This is a genomic window from uncultured Sphingomonas sp. (genome assembly GCF_946477935.1).
Classification (GTDB): domain Bacteria; phylum Pseudomonadota; class Alphaproteobacteria; order Sphingomonadales; family Sphingomonadaceae; genus Sphingomonas.
In genome coordinates this window covers 1-19,679 of the sequence record NZ_CAMLAC010000052.1, presented here as the reverse complement: position 1 = coordinate 19,679, position 19,679 = coordinate 1, and the positions used below count along the sequence as shown (strand labels likewise).

The 19,679-nt window shown below is 66.5% G+C and carries 15 protein-coding genes, 2 tRNA genes and 2 pseudogenes; 13 read left to right on the top strand and 6 right to left on the bottom strand.

The features are described 5' to 3' along the window. Positions 1-138 (bottom strand): annotated as a pseudogene (locus Q0U08_RS07860) (4-hydroxybenzoate octaprenyltransferase); the annotation flags it as partial. A gap of 12 nt (positions 139-150) precedes the next feature. Between Q0U08_RS07860 and Q0U08_RS07855 the strand changes: the two are divergent. After that, the gene (locus Q0U08_RS07855) at positions 151-375 is read left to right on the top strand and encodes a hypothetical protein (protein WP_298090780.1); all 225 of its coding nucleotides are present in this window, start codon (positions 151-153) and stop codon (positions 373-375) included. Between the two features lie 6 nt (positions 376-381). Here the strand turns inward: Q0U08_RS07855 and ppk2 are convergent, their stop codons facing one another. Continuing rightward, positions 382-1,137: a polyphosphate kinase 2 gene (gene ppk2, locus Q0U08_RS07850; protein ID WP_298090779.1), complete on the bottom strand. Its 756-nt coding sequence runs from the start codon at positions 1,135-1,137 to the stop codon at positions 382-384. Positions 1,138-1,194: 57 nt separating this feature from the next. On the opposite strand from ppk2, the gene Q0U08_RS07845 reads away from it, so the two are divergent. Both Q0U08_RS07845 and Q0U08_RS07840 read left to right on the top strand, forming a co-directional pair. Beyond that, the gene (locus tag Q0U08_RS07845) at positions 1,195-1,938 is read left to right on the top strand and encodes a 16S rRNA (uracil(1498)-N(3))-methyltransferase (RefSeq protein WP_298090778.1); all 744 of its coding nucleotides are present in this window, start codon (positions 1,195-1,197) and stop codon (positions 1,936-1,938) included. Between the two features lie 45 nt (positions 1,939-1,983). Continuing rightward, positions 1,984-3,357, top strand: a complete 1,374-nt coding sequence (locus Q0U08_RS07840; protein ID WP_298090776.1) for a glutamate--cysteine ligase — start codon at positions 1,984-1,986, stop codon at positions 3,355-3,357. 4 nt (positions 3,358-3,361) lie between these two features. Here the strand turns inward: Q0U08_RS07840 and Q0U08_RS07835 are convergent, their stop codons facing one another. The 3 genes from Q0U08_RS07835 to Q0U08_RS07825 all read right to left on the bottom strand — a co-directional run bounded on the left by Q0U08_RS07835 (position 3,362) and on the right by Q0U08_RS07825 (position 5,022). After that, positions 3,362-4,738, bottom strand: a complete 1,377-nt coding sequence (locus Q0U08_RS07835) for a DUF1295 domain-containing protein (RefSeq protein ID WP_298090775.1) — start codon at positions 4,736-4,738, stop codon at positions 3,362-3,364. Positions 4,739-4,821: 83 nt separating this feature from the next. After that, positions 4,822-4,895: transfer RNA gene (locus Q0U08_RS07830), tRNA-Gly, on the bottom strand. Positions 4,896-4,936: 41 nt separating this feature from the next. Further along, a tRNA-Tyr gene (locus Q0U08_RS07825) sits at positions 4,937-5,022 on the bottom strand. Between the two features lie 131 nt (positions 5,023-5,153). Between Q0U08_RS07825 and Q0U08_RS07820 the strand changes: the two genes are divergently transcribed. Further along, entirely contained in the window at positions 5,154-6,758 is a 1,605-nt protein-coding gene (locus Q0U08_RS07820; protein WP_298090774.1) for a M20/M25/M40 family metallo-hydrolase, read from the top strand. Further along, entirely contained in the window at positions 6,758-7,519 is a 762-nt protein-coding gene (rlmB, locus tag Q0U08_RS07815; protein WP_298090772.1) for a 23S rRNA (guanosine(2251)-2'-O)-methyltransferase RlmB, read from the top strand. The genes Q0U08_RS07820 and rlmB overlap by 1 nt, the downstream gene beginning before the upstream one ends. Positions 7,520-7,744: 225 nt before the next feature. On the opposite strand, the gene Q0U08_RS07810 is transcribed toward rlmB, so the two are convergent. After that, positions 7,745-8,062 (bottom strand): 2Fe-2S iron-sulfur cluster-binding protein, encoded by a 318-nt coding sequence (locus Q0U08_RS07810; protein ID WP_298090771.1) that lies wholly within the window; start codon positions 8,060-8,062, stop codon positions 7,745-7,747. Between the two features lie 60 nt (positions 8,063-8,122). On the opposite strand from Q0U08_RS07810, the gene Q0U08_RS07805 reads away from it, so the two are divergent. From Q0U08_RS07805 to Q0U08_RS07770, 8 genes and pseudogenes are all read left to right on the top strand, one after another. Then, positions 8,123-8,752 carry a DNA-3-methyladenine glycosylase 2 family protein gene (locus Q0U08_RS07805; RefSeq protein ID WP_298090770.1) on the top strand — a complete coding sequence of 210 codons (630 nt, stop codon included), beginning with the start codon at positions 8,123-8,125 and terminating at the stop codon, positions 8,750-8,752. An 81-nt stretch (positions 8,753-8,833) separates the two neighbouring features. Continuing rightward, positions 8,834-10,144 carry an Nramp family divalent metal transporter gene (locus tag Q0U08_RS07800; protein ID WP_298090769.1) on the top strand — a complete coding sequence of 437 codons (1,311 nt, stop codon included), beginning with the start codon at positions 8,834-8,836 and terminating at the stop codon, positions 10,142-10,144. Between the two features lie 108 nt (positions 10,145-10,252). Further along, complete coding sequence (locus Q0U08_RS07795) at positions 10,253-12,685, top strand: glycogen/starch/alpha-glucan phosphorylase (protein ID WP_298090768.1); 2,433 nt, start codon at positions 10,253-10,255, stop codon at positions 12,683-12,685. Then, entirely contained in the window at positions 12,682-14,835 is a 2,154-nt protein-coding gene (gene glgB / locus Q0U08_RS07790) for a 1,4-alpha-glucan branching protein GlgB (protein ID WP_298090766.1), read from the top strand. Before Q0U08_RS07795 ends, glgB begins: the two co-directional genes overlap by 4 nt. Before the next feature lie 62 nt (positions 14,836-14,897). Next, entirely contained in the window at positions 14,898-16,151 is a 1,254-nt protein-coding gene (gene glgC, locus Q0U08_RS07785) for a glucose-1-phosphate adenylyltransferase (protein ID WP_298090765.1), read from the top strand. Next, a complete protein-coding gene (gene glgA, locus Q0U08_RS07780; protein WP_298090763.1) occupies positions 16,148-17,596 on the top strand; it encodes a glycogen synthase GlgA in 1,449 nt (482 codons plus the stop codon). The genes glgC and glgA overlap by 4 nt, the downstream gene beginning before the upstream one ends. After that, complete coding sequence (locus tag Q0U08_RS07775) at positions 17,596-19,209, top strand: alpha-D-glucose phosphate-specific phosphoglucomutase (RefSeq protein ID WP_298090762.1); 1,614 nt, start codon at positions 17,596-17,598, stop codon at positions 19,207-19,209. The genes glgA and Q0U08_RS07775 overlap by 1 nt, the downstream gene beginning before the upstream one ends. A 129-nt stretch (positions 19,210-19,338) precedes the next feature. Beyond that, positions 19,339-19,679 (top strand): annotated as a pseudogene (locus tag Q0U08_RS07770) (glycogen debranching enzyme); the annotation flags it as partial.

The window sequence follows — 19,679 nt, the reverse complement described above, 5'->3', positions numbered from 1 at the left end:
CCACGCCCCCGGCCAGAACAGCAGCCACCACCCGATCGGCCGGTCGAGCCGCGCCAGCAGCGCCAGCCCGCGCATCTTCGGGGGCAAACGGCCGACCAGGCCGCGATGCTCGCTGTCGGGAACGATGTCGATCTGCATGTGGAACGGGTTATGGGCGTGGCACTTGGTGCGCAAGGGTGCGTGCCGCTATGGTGGCGCGATGTCGTCGCCCGCACCCCCTGTCGCATGATCGGCCTGTCGGTCGCGGTCGGCCGTTTCGTCGAAGCATTGTTCTGGGCGATCCTGCGTGTCGCCGGGCTGATCGGCGGCGTCGCGCTGCTGGTGGTCGCCGTGCTCGTCGTCGCCTGGATGCTGCTCCGCCGCCGTCGCCGTTGACCGTTTCTATTTTGCCAAACGACCGTCGGCAATCGCGGGGATCTCGAACGGGAACAGTATGTTCGGGTCGGGCGCCTTCACCGTGTCCGCAATCTCGGCCGGCGCGACACTTTTCAGCAGGTGGCGCATGATCGCCAGCCGTGCGTCCTTCTTGCTGTTCGCCCTTACGCAATGCCACGGTGCCAGTGGCGTATGCGTCCGCGTCAGCATGGTGTCGCGCGCCGCTGAATAGTCCGCCCATTTGTCCTGCGCCACCGCATCCATGTCGGACACTTTCAGCATCTTCAGCGGATCGGTGCGCCTTGCCTCCAGCCGATCGGCCTGTTCGTCCTTGTCGATGTCCAGCCACAGCTTCACCAGCTTGATGCCGCTTTCCACCAGCATCCGCTCGAAATCGGGCGCGTCGCGCAGAAAGGCTTCCTGCTCGGCGGCGGTGGAGAAGCCCATAACCACCTCCACCCCTGCCCGATTGTACCAGGACCGGTTGAAGATCACGAATTCACCGGCGGCCGGCAGATGCGTGGCATAGCGCTGGAAATACCACTGCGTCCGCTCCCGATCGGATGGCTTGGGCAGCGCCACGACCCGTGTCGAGCGCACCGACAGATGCTCGGTGATCCGTTTGATCGCGCCGTCCTTGCCCGCGCCGTCGCGCCCTTCCAGCACCAGCACCACGCGCTCGCCCGACGCCGTCATCGCGGCCTGGGTGCGGACAAGCGCCAGTTGCAGCGCGGCGAGATCACGGTCGTAATGTTTTCCCATGGGGCCTAGCAACGCACGGGCTTCGAAAAGGTGCTCGGCGCGTGTAAGCCAACGGCTATGCCCGCCACCCCCGCCTGGCCGCCGCAATCGACGCCGCGCCTGTTCATCGACCAGCCGCTCGCGCCCGGCGCCGTGCGTATCGACGGTCCCGCCGCGCATTACCTCTTGTCCGTGATGCGGACCAGGGTCGGCGATCCGGTCAAGCTGTTCGATGATCGCACCGGCGAATGGCTGGGCATCGCCACCGGAGTGAGCAAGCGCCACCTGACGCTGGACGTCACAGAGATGCTGCGCCCGCGCGAACCGGTGCCCGATCTGTGGCTGTGCGCCGCGCCGCTCAAGAAGAACCGCGTCGACTGGATGGCGGAGAAGGCGTGCGAACTGGGCGTCGCCCGGCTCGTCCCGGTCGTCACCCGCCGCACGGTGGTGGACAAGCCGAATAGCGAGCGACTTCGCGCCCACATGATCGAGGCGGCGGAGCAATGTGCCCGCACCGCACTGCCCGAACTGGTGGAGCCGGTGAAACTGCCCGCCCTGCTGCGCGACTGGCCGCAGGAGCGCACCCTGTTCTTCGCGGACGAAACCGGCGGCACCTCCGCTGCCGCCGCCTTTGCCGCGCACCCCAGCCCGGCGGCCATCCTGATCGGCCCCGAAGGCGGCTTCGACGCCGATGAGCGCGAGGCGATTCGTGCCCTGCCTCAGGCCGTTGGCATCGGTCTCGGCCCCCGCATCCTGCGTGCGGACACCGCCGCGGCCGCCGCCGTCGCCTTGTGGATGGGGGTATCGGGCGACTGGGCTTGATTCACCCTATGGCGCAGCCTTCCCCCCGCGCGTAAGGGCCCGTTCATGACGACAAAATCCGCCTCGACCAGCAAGAGCGCCCCCATCGAGTCGCGCGACCAGCTCATCCAGAGCTTCGCCCGAGGCGAGAAGTCGCGCGACCGCTGGCGGATCGGCACCGAGCATGAGAAATTCGTCTATGCACTCGGCGATCATCATGCGCCGTCCTACGACGAACCTTCAGGCATCCGCGCGCTGCTGGGCGAGTTGACCCAATATGGCTGGCAGCCGATCGAGGAAGGCGGCAAGGTCATCGCGCTCGCCGGCAGCGACGGCACCGTCAGCCTCGAACCCGCGGGCCAGTTCGAGCTTTCGGGCGCGCCGCTCGACAATCTGCACGAAACCTGTGCCGAAACCGGCCGCCATCTGACACAGGTGAAGGCCGCGGGCGAGGCACTGGGCATCGGCTTTCTCGGCCTCGGCATGTGGCCAGACAAGACGCGCGCCGAACTGCCGATCATGCCCAAGGGCCGCTACGATATCATGCGCCGCCACATGCCGCGCGTTGGCAATCTCGGCCTCGACATGATGCTGCGGACCTGCACGATCCAGGTGAATCTGGACTATGCGACGGAAGCCGACATGGCCAAGAAGTTCCGCGTCGGCCTGGCGCTGCAACCGCTCGCCACCGCGCTGTTCGCAAACTCGCCCTTTACGGAGGGCAAGCCCAACGGCCTGCTCTCGTATCGCAGCCATATCTGGTCGGACACCGATCCCGCGCGCACCGGCATGCTGCCCTTCGTGTTCGAGGACGGCTTCGGCTACGAACGCTATGCCGACTATATGCTCGATGTGCCGATGTACTTCGTCTACCGTGACGGCAAGTATATCGACGCCGCCGGCCTGTCCTTCCGCGACTTCCTGAAGGGCGAACTGTCCGTCCTGCCCGGCGAGAAGCCGACGCTGGACGACTGGAACGACCATCTCTCCACCGCCTTCCCCGAAGTGCGGCTGAAGACGTTTCTGGAAATGCGCGGTGCCGATGGCGGCCCGTGGAACCGCATCTGTGCGCTACCGGCCCTGTGGGTGGGATTGCTCTATGACGATGCCGCGCTCGACGCGGCGTGGGACGTGGTGAAGCACTGGACGCTGGAAGAGCGTCAGGCGCTGCGCGATGCGGTTCCGGCCAAGGCGCTGGGCGCCCCCATTCCCGGCGGCGGCACCCTGCGCGACATCGCCGGCGAGGTGCTCGACATCGCCCATGCCGGCCTTGCCGCCCGCGCCCGCTACAACGGCGCCGGCGACAACGAGACCGGCTTCCTCGATCCCCTGCGCGAGATCGTCCGCACCGGCAAGGTTCCCGCGCAGACGCTGCTCGACCGCTACAACGGCGCGTGGGGCGGCGACCTGTCCCGGGTCTACGCGGAAGAAAGCTTCTGACTTCTTATCCCTCTCCCCCTTGGGGAGAGGGAGGGAGCGGCAAAGCCGCGGAAGGGTGAGGGGCCGCCACAGGCACCGCGCTCGCCCCTCCTTGTCCTTTACGAAACACCCACCCAAAAAACCGCGGCACCGCGCCGTACCGCGCCATCCACGCGCTATAGGCGAGATAATCCGGATCGGCGCCCAGGTGCCGCTCCTCGGTCTTGGCGCGCCAGTAATAGACCCCGCTGACCACCCCCAGCAGGATCGTCGCCCGGCCCGCATCCACCACGCTGCCGGTCGACAGCACCGGGATGGTCGAGATCCACCAGAACAGGTTCTTCGACAGATAGGCGGGATGGCGCGAAAACGCATAAGGCCCATGGGTCAGGATGCCGCGGTGCGTCAGGTTCGAAAAGCGCACGCCGAACGCCACCGTCGCCCAGGCGTAAATGGCGGTCAGCGCGACCAGCACCGCGCCGATCGCGCTCAGCATCACCGGATGCCCTGCAAACCAGTAACTCCACTCCGCCGTACCCGGCCGGTAATCCAGCGGCCCGCCGTCGCTCATCAGGATGAAGGGCGGGTAGCAGATCAGCGCCGCCGTCCACCCGGCCGCATAGGGCGTGGCGGAACGGATATGCGCATCCAGCGGCCGCATGGTCAGCACATAGCCAACGGTCGCGAACGCAACGTCGATCAGGAACATCAGCGTGATCAGCCAGTTAGCCAGCGCGACCGGATCGTGCAGCACCGTGGTCATGTCGCCGCGCACGAACTCGCCAAAGCCCGGCGGCACCACCGCCACCATGAAGGCCAGGAAGAACGCCTTCACCCCCCAGGCGCGCAGATGGCCGTAAATCGCATCGCGATCGACCCCGCCCTGGCCCGTAAGCCACGCTCCCAGATGCCATGCCCCGTCACGCGGGGAGACCAGATAGCGGTCGATCCACAGCACATAGCCGATCGACGCGACCAGCAGCACCGGCGCGGCATTGGTGAAGCACCACATGGCGAAGGCGAAATGCCCCTGCCAATAGAAGCGCCCGGTGGCGTAGATGACCGCGATCCCGCCCCAGGTCGCCCATAATCCGGCCAGCTTGGTCAGGCTGATGTCCAGCGTCTCGCGAAGCGGCCTGCGCAGGCCCCAGTCGATCCCGGTCGATGGCCGCCGGTGCACCTTGTCCACCAGCAGCAGCCACAGCACCATCGGCACGCCACACGCCGCCAGATTGACGAGGGCCGCATAGGGGCCGTCCAGATGCAGCGCGCGCGCCGTCGCGATCCACGCCACCGCACCGGCGAGCCCGGCCAGACCCACGCCGTGGCTGACCGCGGAGGGGGGACGCGGCGGAGCTTTGGCTTCGTCGTCTGAAACCGGAAATGCGGGATCGTGCAGCATGGACGCAGACGCTAACCGCATTTGGTAAGCATCGCATGAAGCCGGGTTCGCCCCGGGCGTCTTCGTCATCGATGGGGAGGAATTGGAGCGGGTAACGGGAATCGAACCCGTGTATTCAGCTTGGAAGGCTGCTGCACTACCATTGTGCTATACCCGCCCGCATTCGACGCCGACACACGCATAGCCCATCGGCAGTAATGGTGGAAGGGACTGGATTCGAACCAGTGTACGCTCACGCGGGCAGATTTACAGTCTGCTGCCTTTAACCACTCGGCCACCCTTCCGGGGTGTCGCTCCCGAAGAGCGAGGGCGCCCAATGCCGATTCGACGCCGTGCTGTCAACGGGGTTTGGGCGCTTGCGTGCAGGCCGGCAGGTGCTTAGCCTCTCGCGCAACAATCTTTCAGGGGGACCTTCATGAAGCGTCTGTTGCTCGTCACCGCCGCCGCGGTGGCGGCTTTCTCGCCCGCCGTCGCGCAGGATCGCAGCCCGGTCGGCCGGATCATCGACGAGGGCACGAATCACAGCCAGGTCATGGTTACCGCGCAGCATCTGACCGACGTGATCGGCCCGCGCATGACCAACAGCCCGGCGATGCGCCGTGCCGAGGACTGGACCGCGGCCAAGTTCCGCGAATGGGGCCTGAAGAACGTCCACAAGGAAGGGTTCGAGTTCGGCCGCGGCTGGTCGATCGAACGCGCCAGCGTGCGCATGGTCAGCCCCCGCCCGCTTGCCCTCACCGCCATTCCCATCGCCTGGACTCCCGCCACGAACGGTGCCGTCACCGCCCCCGTCATCGTCGCCCCGATGAAGCGTGAGCGCGATTTCGCACAGTGGCGCGGAAAGCTGAACGGCAAGATCGTCATGGTGACGCTACCCGGCACCGGCGACGAGCCCGGCAACCCGCCCTTCCGCCGCCTGTCCGGCGAAGATCTCGGCAAGCTCGACGTGTTCGTGCAGCCGACCAACGATCCCGAAACCGCCGACCGCCGCCTGAAGCGCCTCGACTTCGCCAAGAAGCTCGATGCGTTCCTGAAGGCGGAAGGCGCCGTCGCCTATGTCACCCAGTCCTACCGCGACGGCAAGCTGCTCCACGGCGAAGGCTATCTGTTCGGTCGCGGCGAAACCCCGCAGGTGCCCGGCGTCGAACTTGCCGCCGAGGATTATCGCCGCCTCGCCCGCCTCGCCAAGTCGGGCACGCCGCCGACGATCGAGATCCTGAGCGATGTCCGCTACGACGATTCGGACATCAACGCCTACAACATCATCGCCGAAATCCCCGGCACCGATCCCAAGGCCGGCTATGTGATGGCCGGCGCGCATCTGGACAGCTGGGTCGCGGGCGACGGCGCCGCCGACAATGCCGCGGGCTCCGCGATGATCATGGAGGCGGCCCGCATCCTCGCCGCCACCGGTCAGCGGCCGAAGCGCACGATCCGCTTCGCGCTGTGGTCAGGCGAGGAACAGGGCATTCTCGGCTCGATGGCCTATGTGGAAAAGCATCTGGCGACCCGCGGCCGCCCGTCCGATGCGCCGCAGACCGGCCTTGCCCGCTATTATGGTTGGACGCAGCGCTGGCCCGTGACGCCGCTGCCCGGCTATGGCGACCTTGCCGCCTATTTCAACATCGACAACGGCTCGGGCAAGCTGCGCGGCCTGTATGCGGAAAATAATCCGGCGGCGGTGCCGACCTTACGCGAATGGCTCGCCCCCTATGCCGGCCTGGGGGCCGGCACCGTGGCGTTGCGCCCGACTGGCGGCACCGACCATGTCTTCATGCAAGCGGTGGGCGTACAGGGCTTCCAGTTCATCCAGGACCCGCTCGATTACGGCAGCCGCATCCATCACAGTTCGGCCGACACCTTCGACCATCTGAAGGCGGAGGATATGCGCCAGGCCTCGATCGTTCTCGCCGGTGTCTTGCTTGGTGCCGCAAATGCGGACAAGGCGCTGCCGCGACCGCCGTTGCCGACGCAGCCGGTGGTGACCGATCCCTTTGCTTATACGGACGATGACGACTGATGGCACGACAGACCGGACGCCGGGGGCACCGCCCCAGCACGGGTATCGCGAACCGCCCCCGCTTCTGGGGGCGCCACGCGGTCACCGCCGCGCTCGCCAATCCGGCGCGCACCGTACGAAAGATCTGGGGCACGCATGAGGCGCTGCGCCAACTGGACGTCGAGATCGACCCGACCATCCCGGTGACCTTTGCCGACGCCGCCGATCTCGGCCGCCTGGTGCCCGGCGACGCGCCGCACCAGGGGCTGGTGATCGACGTCGATCCGCTGGAGGACATCTGGCTGGGCGACCTGCTGCAACAGGGTGAGGGCGACCAGCGGCCGCTCATCATTCTCGATCAGGTGACGGACCCGCACAATGTCGGCGCGATCCTGCGCTCGGCCGCGGCGTTCGACGCGCTGGGCATCGTCACGCAGGACCGCCACTCGCCGCCCGAATCGGGCACGGTCGCCCGCGCCGCCTCGGGCGCGCTGGAAACGGTGCCCTGGGTGCGCGTCGTGAACCTCGCCCGTGCGCTGGAGGAAATCGCGGAAGCCGGCTTCTGGCGGATCGGCCTGACCGGCCATGCCGAACAGACGCTGGGCCAGACGATGGGCAATCAGCGCATCGCGATCGTGCTCGGCGCCGAGGGCGAAGGCATGCGCGCCAATACCGAGACGCACTGCGACGAACTCGCCAAGCTGCCGATCAGCGACAAGGTGGAAAGCCTGAACGTCTCCAACGCCGCCGCCATCGCGCTCTACGCGGTCGCGGCGCGGTAACTATCCCCTCTCCCCTCCGGGGGAGCATCAGGTAAACAGCGCCCCGCGCTGTTTAGTCCATGCCGGGGGCATGGACGACCTGATGCTGAAGGGGCCCGCTGCCGTCAGGCAGTGGGAAGGGTGAGGGGCAGACAAGCAGTGCAGCACTGTTGGGCACCCCTCACCCTCCCACCGCTTCGCGGCGGGCCCCTCCCTCTCCCCGTGGGAAAGAGGGCATAGACGAAATCAATCCTCCGCCGCGATCCGCACCCGCATCCCGTCAAATGCCGGCCCGAACGGCAACTGGCACGACAGCCGCGAATACTGATCCCGCTCGCCCGCCGAATCGAGCAGATCATCCTCGTCCGGCCCGATCGGCGGCAACTTGTCGGCAAAGGCCGGGTCGACATGCACATGGCAGGTCGCGCACGAACAGCATCCGCCGCACAGCGCCAGGATCTCGTCGATCCCGCCGTCGCGGATCACCTCCATCACCGAAAAACCGGCCTGCCCCTCGATCTCGCGTTCTTCCCCCTCGCGCGTGACGACGATAAGCTTGGCCATGATCATGCTCCTTGCGATTTTGCGCCGCTCTGCCGTTCCCGCCTGGCCGGATCAAGCATCATGGGGCTGAGCGCTGAGCAGATCCGCGACAGCATGGATGCGCTCGCCGCGATCGAACCGACGATCGCGGCCGCGCTGCAACGCGTCGGCTATCCCGAACCGCGCATCCGCGAACGAGGCTACGGCACGCTTCTGCGCACCATCATCGGCCAGCAGGTCTCGGTCGCCTCCGCCAACGCGGTGTGGCTAAAACTGTCCACGGTGCTCGGCAATCCGGAAGATCCGGCGATCCTCGCCGCCGCCAGCGACGAGCAACTGCGCGGCGCCGGCCTGTCGCGCCAAAAGGCCAGCTACGCCCGCAGTCTCGCCGAGGAGGTGACCAGCGGCCGGCTCGATCTGGAAAACCTGCCCGCCGACGACGAGGAGGCGATCGCACAACTGGTCCGCGTCAAGGGCATCGGTCGCTGGTCGGCGGAGGTCTATCTGCTGTTCGCCGAAGGCCGCACCGATATCTGGCCCGCCGGCGACCTCGCGGTCCAGGTCGAGATCGGCCGCATCCTCGGCCACGAGGTGCGCCCTTCCGAAAAGCTCACCCGCACGCTGGCCGAAAACTGGCGCCCGCACCGCGGCGCACTCGCGATCTTCACCTGGCACCACTATGGCGCAGGCCCTGACGCGGCCCCGGTCTGATCCGGCAAATGGATTATCTGTACCCCCACGAAACGGTTGCACCCTTGTGACGTTCAGGCTTCTCCGTCACACCGGGGACACATGACCGCCGCTGCACCCGTCCGCCGTTCGCTCGCCGAAAGCCATCGCAGCGTCGCCATTCCCGAAGGAGCCTCCTTCTGGCGCCGCCTGTTCGCCTTTGCCGGGCCCGGCTATTTGGTCGCGGTCGGCTATATGGACCCGGGCAACTGGGCGACCGGCATCGCCGGCGGCTCGGCTTACGGCTATGCGCTGCTCTCGGTCATCCTGCTGTCCAACCTGATGGCGATGGTGCTGCAGGCGCTGTCCGCACGGCTCGGCATCGCCGCCGGGCTCGACCTCGCCCAGGCCTGCCGCGCGCATTATTCCAAGGCCACCTCGCGCGTCCTGTGGCTGCTTTGCGAGATCGCGATCATCGCCTGCGATCTGGCCGAAGTGCTGGGCACCGCCATCGCGCTCAAGCTCCTGTTCGGCCTGCCACTCACCTGGGGCGTGCTCATCACCGCGCTTGACGTGTTCGTCATCCTCGCCCTGCAACGCTTCGGCTTCCGCAAGCTGGAGGCGTTCATCGTCACGCTGCTGCTGGTGATCGCGGGCTGCTTCCTGTTCGAGTTGTTCGCCTCGCACCCCGATCCCGCCGCGGTCGCCGCCGGCCTCGTCCCCACCACGCGCATCATCACCGATCCCGCGATGCTGTATCTCGCCATCGGCATCCTCGGTGCGACGGTGATGCCGCACAATCTGTATCTCCATTCCTCGGTCGTGCAGACCCGCGCATTCAGCGAGGATGACAAGGGCAAGCGCGAGGCGGTGCGCCTCGCCACCATCGACAGTACGGTGGCCCTGGCCTTCGCCTTCTTCATCAACGCCGCGATTCTGATCGTGTCGGCCGCCACCTTCCACATCGCCGGTCGCACCGACATCGCCGAAATCGACGAGGCCTACCGCCTCCTCGCCCCGATGCTGGGCGTGGGCGCAGCCAGCATCGTCTTCGCCGTCGCGCTGCTCGCCTCGGGCCAGAACTCCACCGTCACCGGTACGCTTGCCGGGCAGATCGTGATGGAGGGTTTCCTCGACCTGCGCATCCCCGGCTGGGCGCGCCGCCTCATCACCCGCGCGCTTGCCATCATCCCTGCGGTGCTGGTGGTGGGTGCCATGGGCGACGCCGGCGCCACCCGCCTGCTCGTGCTCAGCCAGGTCATCCTCAGCCTGCAACTGCCCTTCGCCGTCGTGCCGCTGGTCAAGTTCACCGGCGACCGCGCGATCATGGGCAACTTCGCCAGCGCGGCGTGGCTGCGCATCCTGGCCTGGGTGATCGCCAGCGTGATCATCGTGCTCAACATCATGCTGCTCTGGGGTGCCGCGTTCGGCTGACCCGTCCTAACCCCTAACGCCTATCCCCTAACGTATGTCAGCAATCGTGCGTGACATCGCCCCGCGCCGCACTAATCTGTCAACTCCACCATCCTGAACGGGCCGTTCGTGACAGCATCCATCACCACCCTCCATGTCGACGATCCCCAGCCGCTCGCCGACGCGATCCTCGACACCCTCGTCCACCGCATCGGCAAGGACGCGCAGGCCGCGCGGACGCATGACTGGCTTGCCGCAACGATCCTCACCGTCCGTAACGATATCATCGAGCGGTGGATGGCCTCCACCAAGGCGGCCCACGCCGCCGGCGCCAAGCGCGTCTATTATCTCAGCCTCGAATTCCTGATCGGCCGCCTGCTGCGCGACGCGCTGTCCAATCTCGGCGTCATGGAACAGGTGTCTGCCGCGCTTCGCTCGCTGGGTGTCGACCTTGCCGACATCGAGGAGATCGAGCCCGATGCCGCGCTCGGCAATGGCGGCCTGGGACGCCTGGCGGCGTGCTTCATGGAAAGCCTCGCCAGCCTCGACGTGCCCGCTTATGGCTATGGCATCCGCTATGTGAACGGCATGTTCCGCCAGCGCATCGACGATGGCTGGCAGGTGGAGCTTCCCGAAACCTGGCTCGCCCATGGCAACCCCTGGGAATTCGAGCGCCGCGAAAGCGCCTATTTCGTCGGCTTCGGTGGCGAGGTCACCGGCACCGAGGAAGGCACCGTCCATTGGAAACCGCAGGAAGCGGTGGAGGCCGTCGCGGTCGACACCCCCGTCGTCGGCTGGCGCGGCCGCCGCGTCAACACGCTGCGCCTGTGGACGGCGCGGGCCTTCGACCCCATCCGCCTCGACCGCTTCAATGCGGGCGATTATCAGGGCGCGCTCGCCGGCCAGCTTGCCGCCGAAACGCTGGTCCGCGTCCTCTACCCGTCGGACAGTTCGCCCGCCGGCCAGGAGCTGCGACTGCGGCAGGAGTATTTCTTCTCCTCCGCCTCCATCCAGGACATCGTCCGCCGCCACATCCAGTATTTCGGCAATATCCGCACGCTCGCCGACAAGGCGGCGATACAGCTCAACGACACCCACCCCGCCGTGTCGGTCGCCGAGTTGATGCGCCTGCTGATCGACCATCACGACCTCGCCTTCGACGAAGCCTGGGACATCACCCGCGCCACCTTCGGCTACACCAACCACACGCTACTCCCCGAAGCACTGGAAAGCTGGCCGCTCCCCCTGTTCGAGCGATTGCTCCCCCGTCACATGCAACTCGTCTACGCGATCAACGCCCGCCTGCTACGCGAAGCGCGCAAGGTGGCCGGCGTGGACGACCGCGCCATCGCCGCCATCAGCCTGATCGACGAGGGCGGCGAGCGGCGCGTCCGCATGGCCAACCTCGCCTTTGCCGGCTCGCACAGCGTCAACGGCGTCGCGGCGCTCCACACCGATCTGATGAAACAGACCGTGTTTGCCGACCTGCACCACCTGTTTCCCGACCGGATCAACAACAAGACCAACGGCATCACCCCGCGCCGCTGGCTGCAGCAATGCAACCCCGATCTGACCGCGCTGATCCGCGATGCGATTGGCCCCGGCTTCCTCAACGATGCCGAAGCGCTGGTGGATCTGGAAAAATTTGCCGAGGACGCTTCGTTTCGGGAGCGTTTCGCGCGCGTGAAGCGTTCGAATAAGGTGGCACTGTCTCAACATCTCAAGACCGACATGGGCCTGCTCATCGATCCGGACGCGCTGTTCGACGTCCAGATCAAGCGAATCCACGAATATAAGCGCCAGTTGCTCAACATCATCGAGACGGTGGCGCTCTATGACCAGATCCGCAGCCATCCTGAGCGCGACTGGGTGCCGCGCGTAAAGCTCTTCGCGGGCAAGGCGGCGTCCAGCTATCACAATGCGAAACTGGTCATCAAACTGGCCAACGATGTCGCCCGCCGGATCAATGCCGATCCCTCGGTCGGCGATCTGCTCAAGGTCGGCTTCGTGCCCAACTATAATGTCTCGCTCGCCGAGAAGATCATTCCCGCCGCCGACCTGTCCGAACAGATCTCGACCGCGGGCATGGAGGCGTCGGGCACCGGCAACATGAAGTTCGCGCTGAACGGCGCGCTCACCATCGGCACGCTCGACGGTGCCAATGTCGAGATCAAGGATCATGTCGGCGACGATCATATCGTCATCTTCGGCCTGACCGCCGATGAGGTGGCCGCCAAGCGCCGCGACGGCTATGATCCCCGCGCGGTGATCGAAGCGAGCCCGGAGCTGCGCCAGGCCGTCTCCGCCATCGCCTCGGGCGTGTTCTCGCCCGACGATCCCGGCCGCTATGCCGGCCTGATGGGCGGCATTTACGACGGCGACTGGTTCATGGTCGCCGCCGATTTCGACGCCTATCACGCCGCGCAGCGCGGGGTGGACCGGCGTTGGGAGGACCGCGACGGCTGGATGCGTTCGGCGATCCACAATGTCGCAAAGGTCGGCTGGTTCTCCTCGGACCGCACGATCCGCCAATATGCCTCGGACATCTGGAAGGTGATGTGAAACCACCCGCCACCGCCATTCAGGCGCTGATCGAAGGGCGCAACGCCGATCCCTTCGCGCTGCTCGGTCCCCATGCAGGGCCGGGCGGCACCTTCTTGCGCGCGCTTGTCCCCGGCGCGCAGGCGGTGGCTGTGTTCGACCTCGCCGGCGGATCGCTCGGCGACCTCGCTTGCGTCGATCCCAACGGCCTGTTCGAAGGCACGATCACCGGCGATCCGCAGCCGGTGAAGTACCGCGCACGGGGCCACGGGGCCGAATGGTGGATCACCGATCCCTACAGCTTCGGCCCCGTTCTCGGCCCCATCGACGACCTGTTGATGAGCGAAGGCACCCACCGCCGCCTGTACGACAAGTTGGGCGCGCATCTGATCGAGCATCAGGGCGCGACCGGCGTCCATTTCGCCGTCTGGGCTCCCAATGCCGAGCGCGTCTCGGTGGTCGGTGACTTCAACGACTGGAACGGTGCCCGCCACGTCATGCGCCGCCGGAACGATGTCGGCGTCTGGGAGATATTCCTGCCCGATATCGGCACCGGTCGTGCCTACAAGTTCGAGATCGTCGGCCCCGGCGGCACCCGCCAGCCGCAAAAGGCCGATCCCTTTGCCTTCGCCGCCGAACTGCGCCCCAAGACCGCCTCGATCACCACCGCGCCCCTCGCGCATGAATGGCAGGACGCTGCCCACCGCGCCGCCTGGGCGAAGGTTGATCCGCGCCGCGTGCCGATGAGCATCTACGAGGTGCACGCCGGATCGTGGGACCGCGACGAGAATGGCTGGTATCTCACCTGGGACGCGCTCGCCGACAAGCTGATCCCCTATGTGGTCGAAATGGGCTTCACCCATATCGAATTCCTGCCGATCAGCGAGCATCCTTACGACCCCAGTTGGGGCTATCAGACCACGGGTCTCTACGCGCCGTCGGCCCGTTTCGGCGATCATGAAGGCTTCGCCCGCTTCGTCGATGGTGCCCATCAGGCCGGCATTGGCGTGCTGCTCGACTGGGTGCCCGCGCATTTCCCCACCGACGCGCACGGTCTGTCGCATTTCGACGGCACCGCGCTCTACGAGCATGAAGATCCGCGCCAGGGCTTCCATCCCGACTGGAACACCGCGATCTACAATTTCGGCCGGCGCGAAGTGGCGAGCTACCTCGTCAACAACGCGTTGTTCTGGCCGGAGCGCTATCATGTCGATGGCCTGCGCGTCGATGCCGTCGCCTCGATGCTCTACCGTGACTATTCGCGCAAAAGCGGCGAATGGGTGCCCAACGAACAGGGCGGCCGCGAGAATTGGGAAGCCGTGGAGTTCCTGCGCGACGTCAATCGGCAGGTATACGGCCAGCATCAGGGCGTGTTCACCATCGCCGAGGAATCGACCGCCTGGCCCGGCGTCTCCGCCCCGGCCTATGCCGGCGGCCTGGGCTTCGGGTTCAAGTGGAACATGGGCTTCATGCACGACACGCTGAAGTACATGGCGCTGGAGCCGGTTCACCGCCGCCACCATCACGGGTCGATCCTGTTCGGCCTGCATTACGCCTTCGACGAGAATTTCGTGCTGCCGCTCAGCCATGACGAGGTCGTCCATGGCAAGGGCTCGCTCCTCACCAAGATGGCCGGCGACGACTGGCAGAAGTTCGCCAATCTTCGCGCCTATTATGCCTTCATGTGGGGTTATCCCGGCAAGAAGCTGCTGTTCATGGGCCAGGAATTTGCCCAGCGCGAGGAATGGTCGGAGGATCGCCCGCTCGACTGGCATTTGCGGTGCAGCCACGCGCATGAGGGCGTGCGCAATCTCGTCCGCGACCTCAACCGGCTGTATCGCGACACGCCTGCGCTCCACGCGCGCGATTGCGAGCCGGAAGGGTTTGAATGGCTCGTCTCGGACGATGCCGACCAGTCGGTCTTCGCTTGGTTGCGCAAGGCGCCCGGCGCCGCACCGGTCGCGATCATCGCCAACATGACGCCGGTCGCACGTGCGCCGTACCGCGTACCGCTGCCCGTCGACGGGCTTTGGCGCGAGATCATCAATTCGGATGCGCAGCACTATTGGGGATCGGGGCTCGGCAATCTTGGCGGGGTGGAGGCGAAAGACGGCGCCGCCTGGGTCACCCTGCCCCCGCTCGCCACGGTGATGTTGCAACTCGAGGAATAGGAACGCGTGAAGCCAAACGACACCACCACGCGTTGCAAGTACAGGTTCAGGGGAGAAGACGGATGGATTTGAGGCGCGGACAACCACTGGCACGCGATGCGATGGCCTATGTTCTCGCCGGTGGCCGTGGCAGTCGCCTGATGGAGTTGACCGATACGCGCGCCAAGCCTGCGGTCTATTTCGGCGGCAAGGCGCGGATCATCGATTTCGCGCTGTCCAACGCGATCAATTCGGGCATCCGCCGTATCGGCGTCGCCACGCAGTACAAGGCGCACTCGCTGATCCGGCACCTTCAGCGCGGCTGGAACTTCCTGCGCAACGAAAGCTTCGACATCCTGCCCGCGTCGCAGCGCATCAGCGAGTTCCAGTGGTATGAGGGCACCGCCGACGCGGTGTACCAGAACATCGACATCATCGAGAGCTACGCGCCCGAATTCATGGTCATCCTGGCAGGCGATCACGTCTACAAGATGGACTATGAGCTGATGCTCCAGCAGCATTGCGACAGCGGCGCCGATGTTACCGTCGCCTGCCTCGAGGTGCCGCGCATGGAGGCGGTCGCGTTCGGCGTGATGCATGTCGACGAGACCGACCGGATCATCGACTTCGTGGAGAAGCCCGCCGATCCGCCCGCCATTCCCGGCAATCCGGAGATCGCGCTGGCCTCGCTCGGCATCTATGTCTTCTCGACGCGCTTCCTGTTCGAACAGCTTCGCCGCGACGCCGAAACCCCCGGCTCTTCCCGCGACTTCGGCAAGGACATCATCCCCTACCTCGTCCAGCACGGCAAAGCCCAGGCGCACCGCTTCTCCGCCTCCTGCGTGCGCTCTGCCGACGAACCGGGCGCCTATTGGCGCGACGTCGGCACCGTCGACGCCTATTGGGAAGCCAATATCGACCTCACCGACGTCGTTCCCCAACTCGACCTCTACGACCGTAGCTGGCCACTGTGGACCTACTCGGAGATCACACCGCCCGCCAAATTCGTGCACGACATCGACGGCCGCCGCGGCTCCGCCGTGGCCAGCCTCGTTGCCGGCGACTGCATCATCTCCGGCGCCTCGATCCACCGCTCGATGCTATCCACCGGCGTGCGCGCGCACAGCTTCGCGATGCTCGACGAAGCGGTGGTACTGCCCCACGTCCATGTCGGCCGCGGCTCTCGCCTGCGCCGGGTGGTGGTCGATCGCGGCGTGCGCATCCCGGACGGACTTGTCGTCGGCGACGATCCCGTGCTCGACGCCCAGCGTTTCCGCCGCACCGACAAGGGCGTGTGCCTCATCACCCAGCCGATGATCGACCGTCTGGGCGGATGACCATCGCCGTCCTGTCCGTCGCCTCGGAGGCGTATCCGCTCGTCAAGACCGGGGGGCTCGCCGACGTCGTCGGCGCGCTCCCCGCCGCGCTTGCGGCACACGGCGTTCAGGTCACGACGCTGATCCCCGGCTTTCCCGCGGTCGCACGCGCGATCGATGGGGCGGAGGCGGTACATCACTGGCCCGACCTGCTCGGTGCCCAGGCATGGCTGCGCCGGGGCGAGATCGACGGCCATCCGCTGCTCGTCCTCGACGCACCGGAATTTTTCATGCGCGAAGGGCCGCTTTATACCGATATCGGTGGCAAGGACTGGCCCGACAACTGGCGCCGATTTGCGGCCCTCGGCCGCGCCGCTGCCGATCTGGCTTCCGGATCGGTGCCCGACTTCCGGTTCGATGTCCTGCATGCGCATGACTGGCAGGCGGCGATGGGCCCGGCCTATCTGCGCCTCGCGCCCACCGGTACGGATGCAGCCAGAAGCGTGATGACGGTGCACAACATCGCGTTCCAGGGCGCGTTCGATGCCTCGATCTTCTTCGAACTCGGCCTGCCCCACGGCAGCTTCTCGCTCGATGGCGTCGAATATTACGGCCAGGTCGGCTTTCTGAAGGGCGGCCTTGAATCCGCTGATGCGATCACCACGGTCAGCCCGACCTATGCGCAGGAAATCCACGCGCCCGATTTCGGCATGGGGCTGGACGGACTGATCCGCTCGCGCGTCGGCCGCGTCCATGGCATCGTCAACGGCATCGATCCCGCCGTGTGGAACCCTGCCCACGACACCGCGCTCGCGCAGCGCTTCACCGCCGAAACGCTCGATACCCGTGTTGCCAACAAGCGCGCGGTGGAGGCGGCGTTCGACCTGGAGCCCGGCGACGGCCCGATCTTTACCGTGGTCAGCCGGCTGACCTGGCAAAAGGGCATGGACGTGCTCGCCTGGGTGCTGGACGATCTCGTCGCCACCGGCGCGCGCCTTGCCCTGCTCGGCTCTGGCGATGCCGGGCTGGAACGCGCCTTCCGCGATGCGGCACTGCGCCACCCTGGCCGCATCGGCGTGCGCATCGGCTATGACGAGGCCTTGTCGCATCTGTTGCAGGGCGGCGCGGATGCGATCCTGATCCCGTCGCGCTTCGAACCGTGCGGCCTGACGCAGCTTTATGGCCTCGCTTATGGCTGTGTCCCCGTCGTCGCCCGCACGGGCGGGCTTGCCGATACGGTGATCGACGCGAACGAGGCGGCGCTGTCCGCCGGCGTCGCCACGGGCATCCAGTTCGCCGGCGTTTCGACGGAGTCGCTCAAACGCGCGCTGCACCGCACAACGACCCTCTATGCGGACCGGGACGCGTGGCGCATGATGCAGTTGAACGGAATGGCCGCCGATTTCTCCTGGGATCACAGCGGCCTGCGTTACGCCGACCTTTATCGATCGCTTTTGGGGGACTGATGACCACCACCGTTTCGACCACGCCCTATGACGACCAGAAGCCGGGCACGTCCGGCCTGCGCAAGAAGGTCCGCGTGTTCCAGCAGCCGCATTATGCGGAAAACTTCGTCCAGTCGGTGTTCGACTCGATCGACGGCAAGGACGGCGCGACGCTGGTCATCGGCGGCGATGGCCGCTTCCTCAACTGCGAGGTGATCCAGGTCGCGATCCGCATGGCCGCCGCCAACGGCTTTGCCCGCGTCGTCGTCGGCCAGGGTGGCATTCTCTCCACCCCCGCCGCCAGCAACCTGATCCGCCAGCGTCAGGCGCTCGGCGGCCTCGTCCTCTCCGCCAGCCACAATCCCGGCGGCCCGGACGAGGATTTCGGCATCAAGTACAATATCGGCAATGGCGGCCCGGCGCCTGAAAAGGTGACGGAGGCAATCCACGCCCGCACGAAAACGATCGACCGCTATCTGATCGTGGAGGGCGACGATATCGACCTCGACACGCTCGGCGAAGTGCAGGTCGGCGACCTGACGGTCGAGGTGGTCGACCCCGTCACCGACTATGCCGCGCTGATGGAGACGCTGTTCGATTTCGGCGCGATCCGGCGTGCGAACCTCTCCATGGCGTTCGATGCGATGAGCGCGGTCACCGGCCCCTATGCCACCGAAATCCTCGAAAACCGCCTCGGCTTTGCGAAGGGCACCGTCCGCAACGGCACCCCGCTCCCCGATTTCGGCGGCCATCATCCCGACCCCAACCTCGTCCACGCCCGCGCGCTCTACGACCACATGATGGGCGACGGCGCCCCCGATTTCGGCGCCGCCTCGGACGGTGACGGCGACCGCAATCTTATCATCGGCCGGGGCCGCTTCGTCACCCCGTCGGACAGCCTCGCGATGCTCGCCGCCAACGCGCATCTCGCGCCCGGCTATGCCGGCGGACTGAAGGGCATTGCGCGCTCGATGCCGACCAGCGCCGCCGCCGACCGCGTGGCCGAAAAGCTCGGCATCCCCGCCTTCGAAACGCCGACCGGCTGGAAATTCTTCGGCAACCTGCTCGACGCCGGCATGGCGACGATCTGTGGCGAGGAAAGCGCGGGCACAGGCTCCGATCACGTTCGCGAAAAGGACGGGCTATGGGCGGTGCTGCTCTGGCTCAACATCCTCGCCGCGACGGGCAAGTCGGTCGATGCGATCGCGCGCGATCACTGGGCGACCTATGGCCGCAACTATTATGCCCGCCACGATTATGAGGGCGTGGAAAGCGAGCGCGCCGATGCGCTGATGGCCGAACTCCGCGGCAAGCTGGCCTCGCTCCCCGGCACCCGCTTCGGCGACCTGACCGTCGAGGCAGCGGACGATTTCGCCTATACCGACCCGACCGATCAGTCGGTCAGCCGCAACCAGGGCGTCCGCGTGCTGTTCGAAGGCGGCAGCCGCGTCGTCTTCCGCCTGTCGGGCACCGGCACCAGCGGCGCCACGCTGCGCGTCTATCTCGAACGCTTCTCCGCCGACGAACTTGATCGCGAAACCCCCGACATGCTCGCCGACATCGTCGCGGCGGCCGACGAGATCGCCGGCATCACCCGTCACACCGGCCGCACCGAACCGGACGTCATAACCTGACCGCTGGTCTCCTCTCCCCTCCGGGGAGAGGAAGGGGCCCGCTGCCAAAGGCAGTGGGAAGGTGAGGGGCCGCCCAACAGTGCAACACTGCTTGGTAACCCCTCACCCCGCAGGGGAGAGGGAGCAGCAATGCAACACACCTTCCATCTTCACAGCACTGCCGAGCGGATCGACCTCTGCCTCTTCGATGGCGCCGAAGAGTCACGCCATCCCCTCATCCGCACCGGCAATGGCTGGTCGCTCACCCTCGACCTGCCGGAGCGCCCGCGTTACGCCTACCGCGCACACGGCCCCTACGACCCGGCCAACAACCAGTGGTTCGACCCGTCCAAACTCCTGGTCGACCCCCACGCGCGCGAACTCGACGCCTCCTTCCTCTACTCCCCCCGCCTCTCCACCTATGGCGAGGACACCGCCGACCTCGTCCCGAAAGCGATCCTGACGGCCCCGCTCCACGGCCCGCCCCCACC

Coding starts and splice junctions, on each gene's coding strand:
- Q0U08_RS07840 (WP_298090776.1), top strand. CDS start 1,984: ATGACGACAAAATCCGCCTCGACCAGCAAGAGCGCCCCCATCGAGTCG.
- glgA (WP_298090763.1), top strand. CDS start 16,148: ATGACCATCGCCGTCCTGTCCGTCGCCTCGGAGGCGTATCCGCTCGTC.
- Q0U08_RS07805 (WP_298090770.1), top strand. CDS start 8,123: ATGGGGCTGAGCGCTGAGCAGATCCGCGACAGCATGGATGCGCTCGCC.
- Q0U08_RS07835 (WP_298090775.1), bottom strand. CDS start 4,738: ATGCTGCACGATCCCGCATTTCCGGTTTCAGACGACGAAGCCAAAGCT.
- Q0U08_RS07775 (WP_298090762.1), top strand. CDS start 17,596: ATGACCACCACCGTTTCGACCACGCCCTATGACGACCAGAAGCCGGGC.
- Q0U08_RS07845 (WP_298090778.1), top strand. CDS start 1,195: ATGCCCGCCACCCCCGCCTGGCCGCCGCAATCGACGCCGCGCCTGTTC.
- Q0U08_RS07820 (WP_298090774.1), top strand. CDS start 5,154: ATGAAGCGTCTGTTGCTCGTCACCGCCGCCGCGGTGGCGGCTTTCTCG.
- Q0U08_RS07800 (WP_298090769.1), top strand. CDS start 8,834: ATGACCGCCGCTGCACCCGTCCGCCGTTCGCTCGCCGAAAGCCATCGC.
- Q0U08_RS07810 (WP_298090771.1), bottom strand. CDS start 8,062: ATGGCCAAGCTTATCGTCGTCACGCGCGAGGGGGAAGAACGCGAGATC.
- ppk2 (WP_298090779.1), bottom strand. CDS start 1,137: ATGGGAAAACATTACGACCGTGATCTCGCCGCGCTGCAACTGGCGCTT.
- rlmB (WP_298090772.1), top strand. CDS start 6,758: ATGGCACGACAGACCGGACGCCGGGGGCACCGCCCCAGCACGGGTATC.
- Q0U08_RS07855 (WP_298090780.1), top strand. CDS start 151: ATGGGCGTGGCACTTGGTGCGCAAGGGTGCGTGCCGCTATGGTGGCGC.
- glgC (WP_298090765.1), top strand. CDS start 14,898: ATGGATTTGAGGCGCGGACAACCACTGGCACGCGATGCGATGGCCTAT.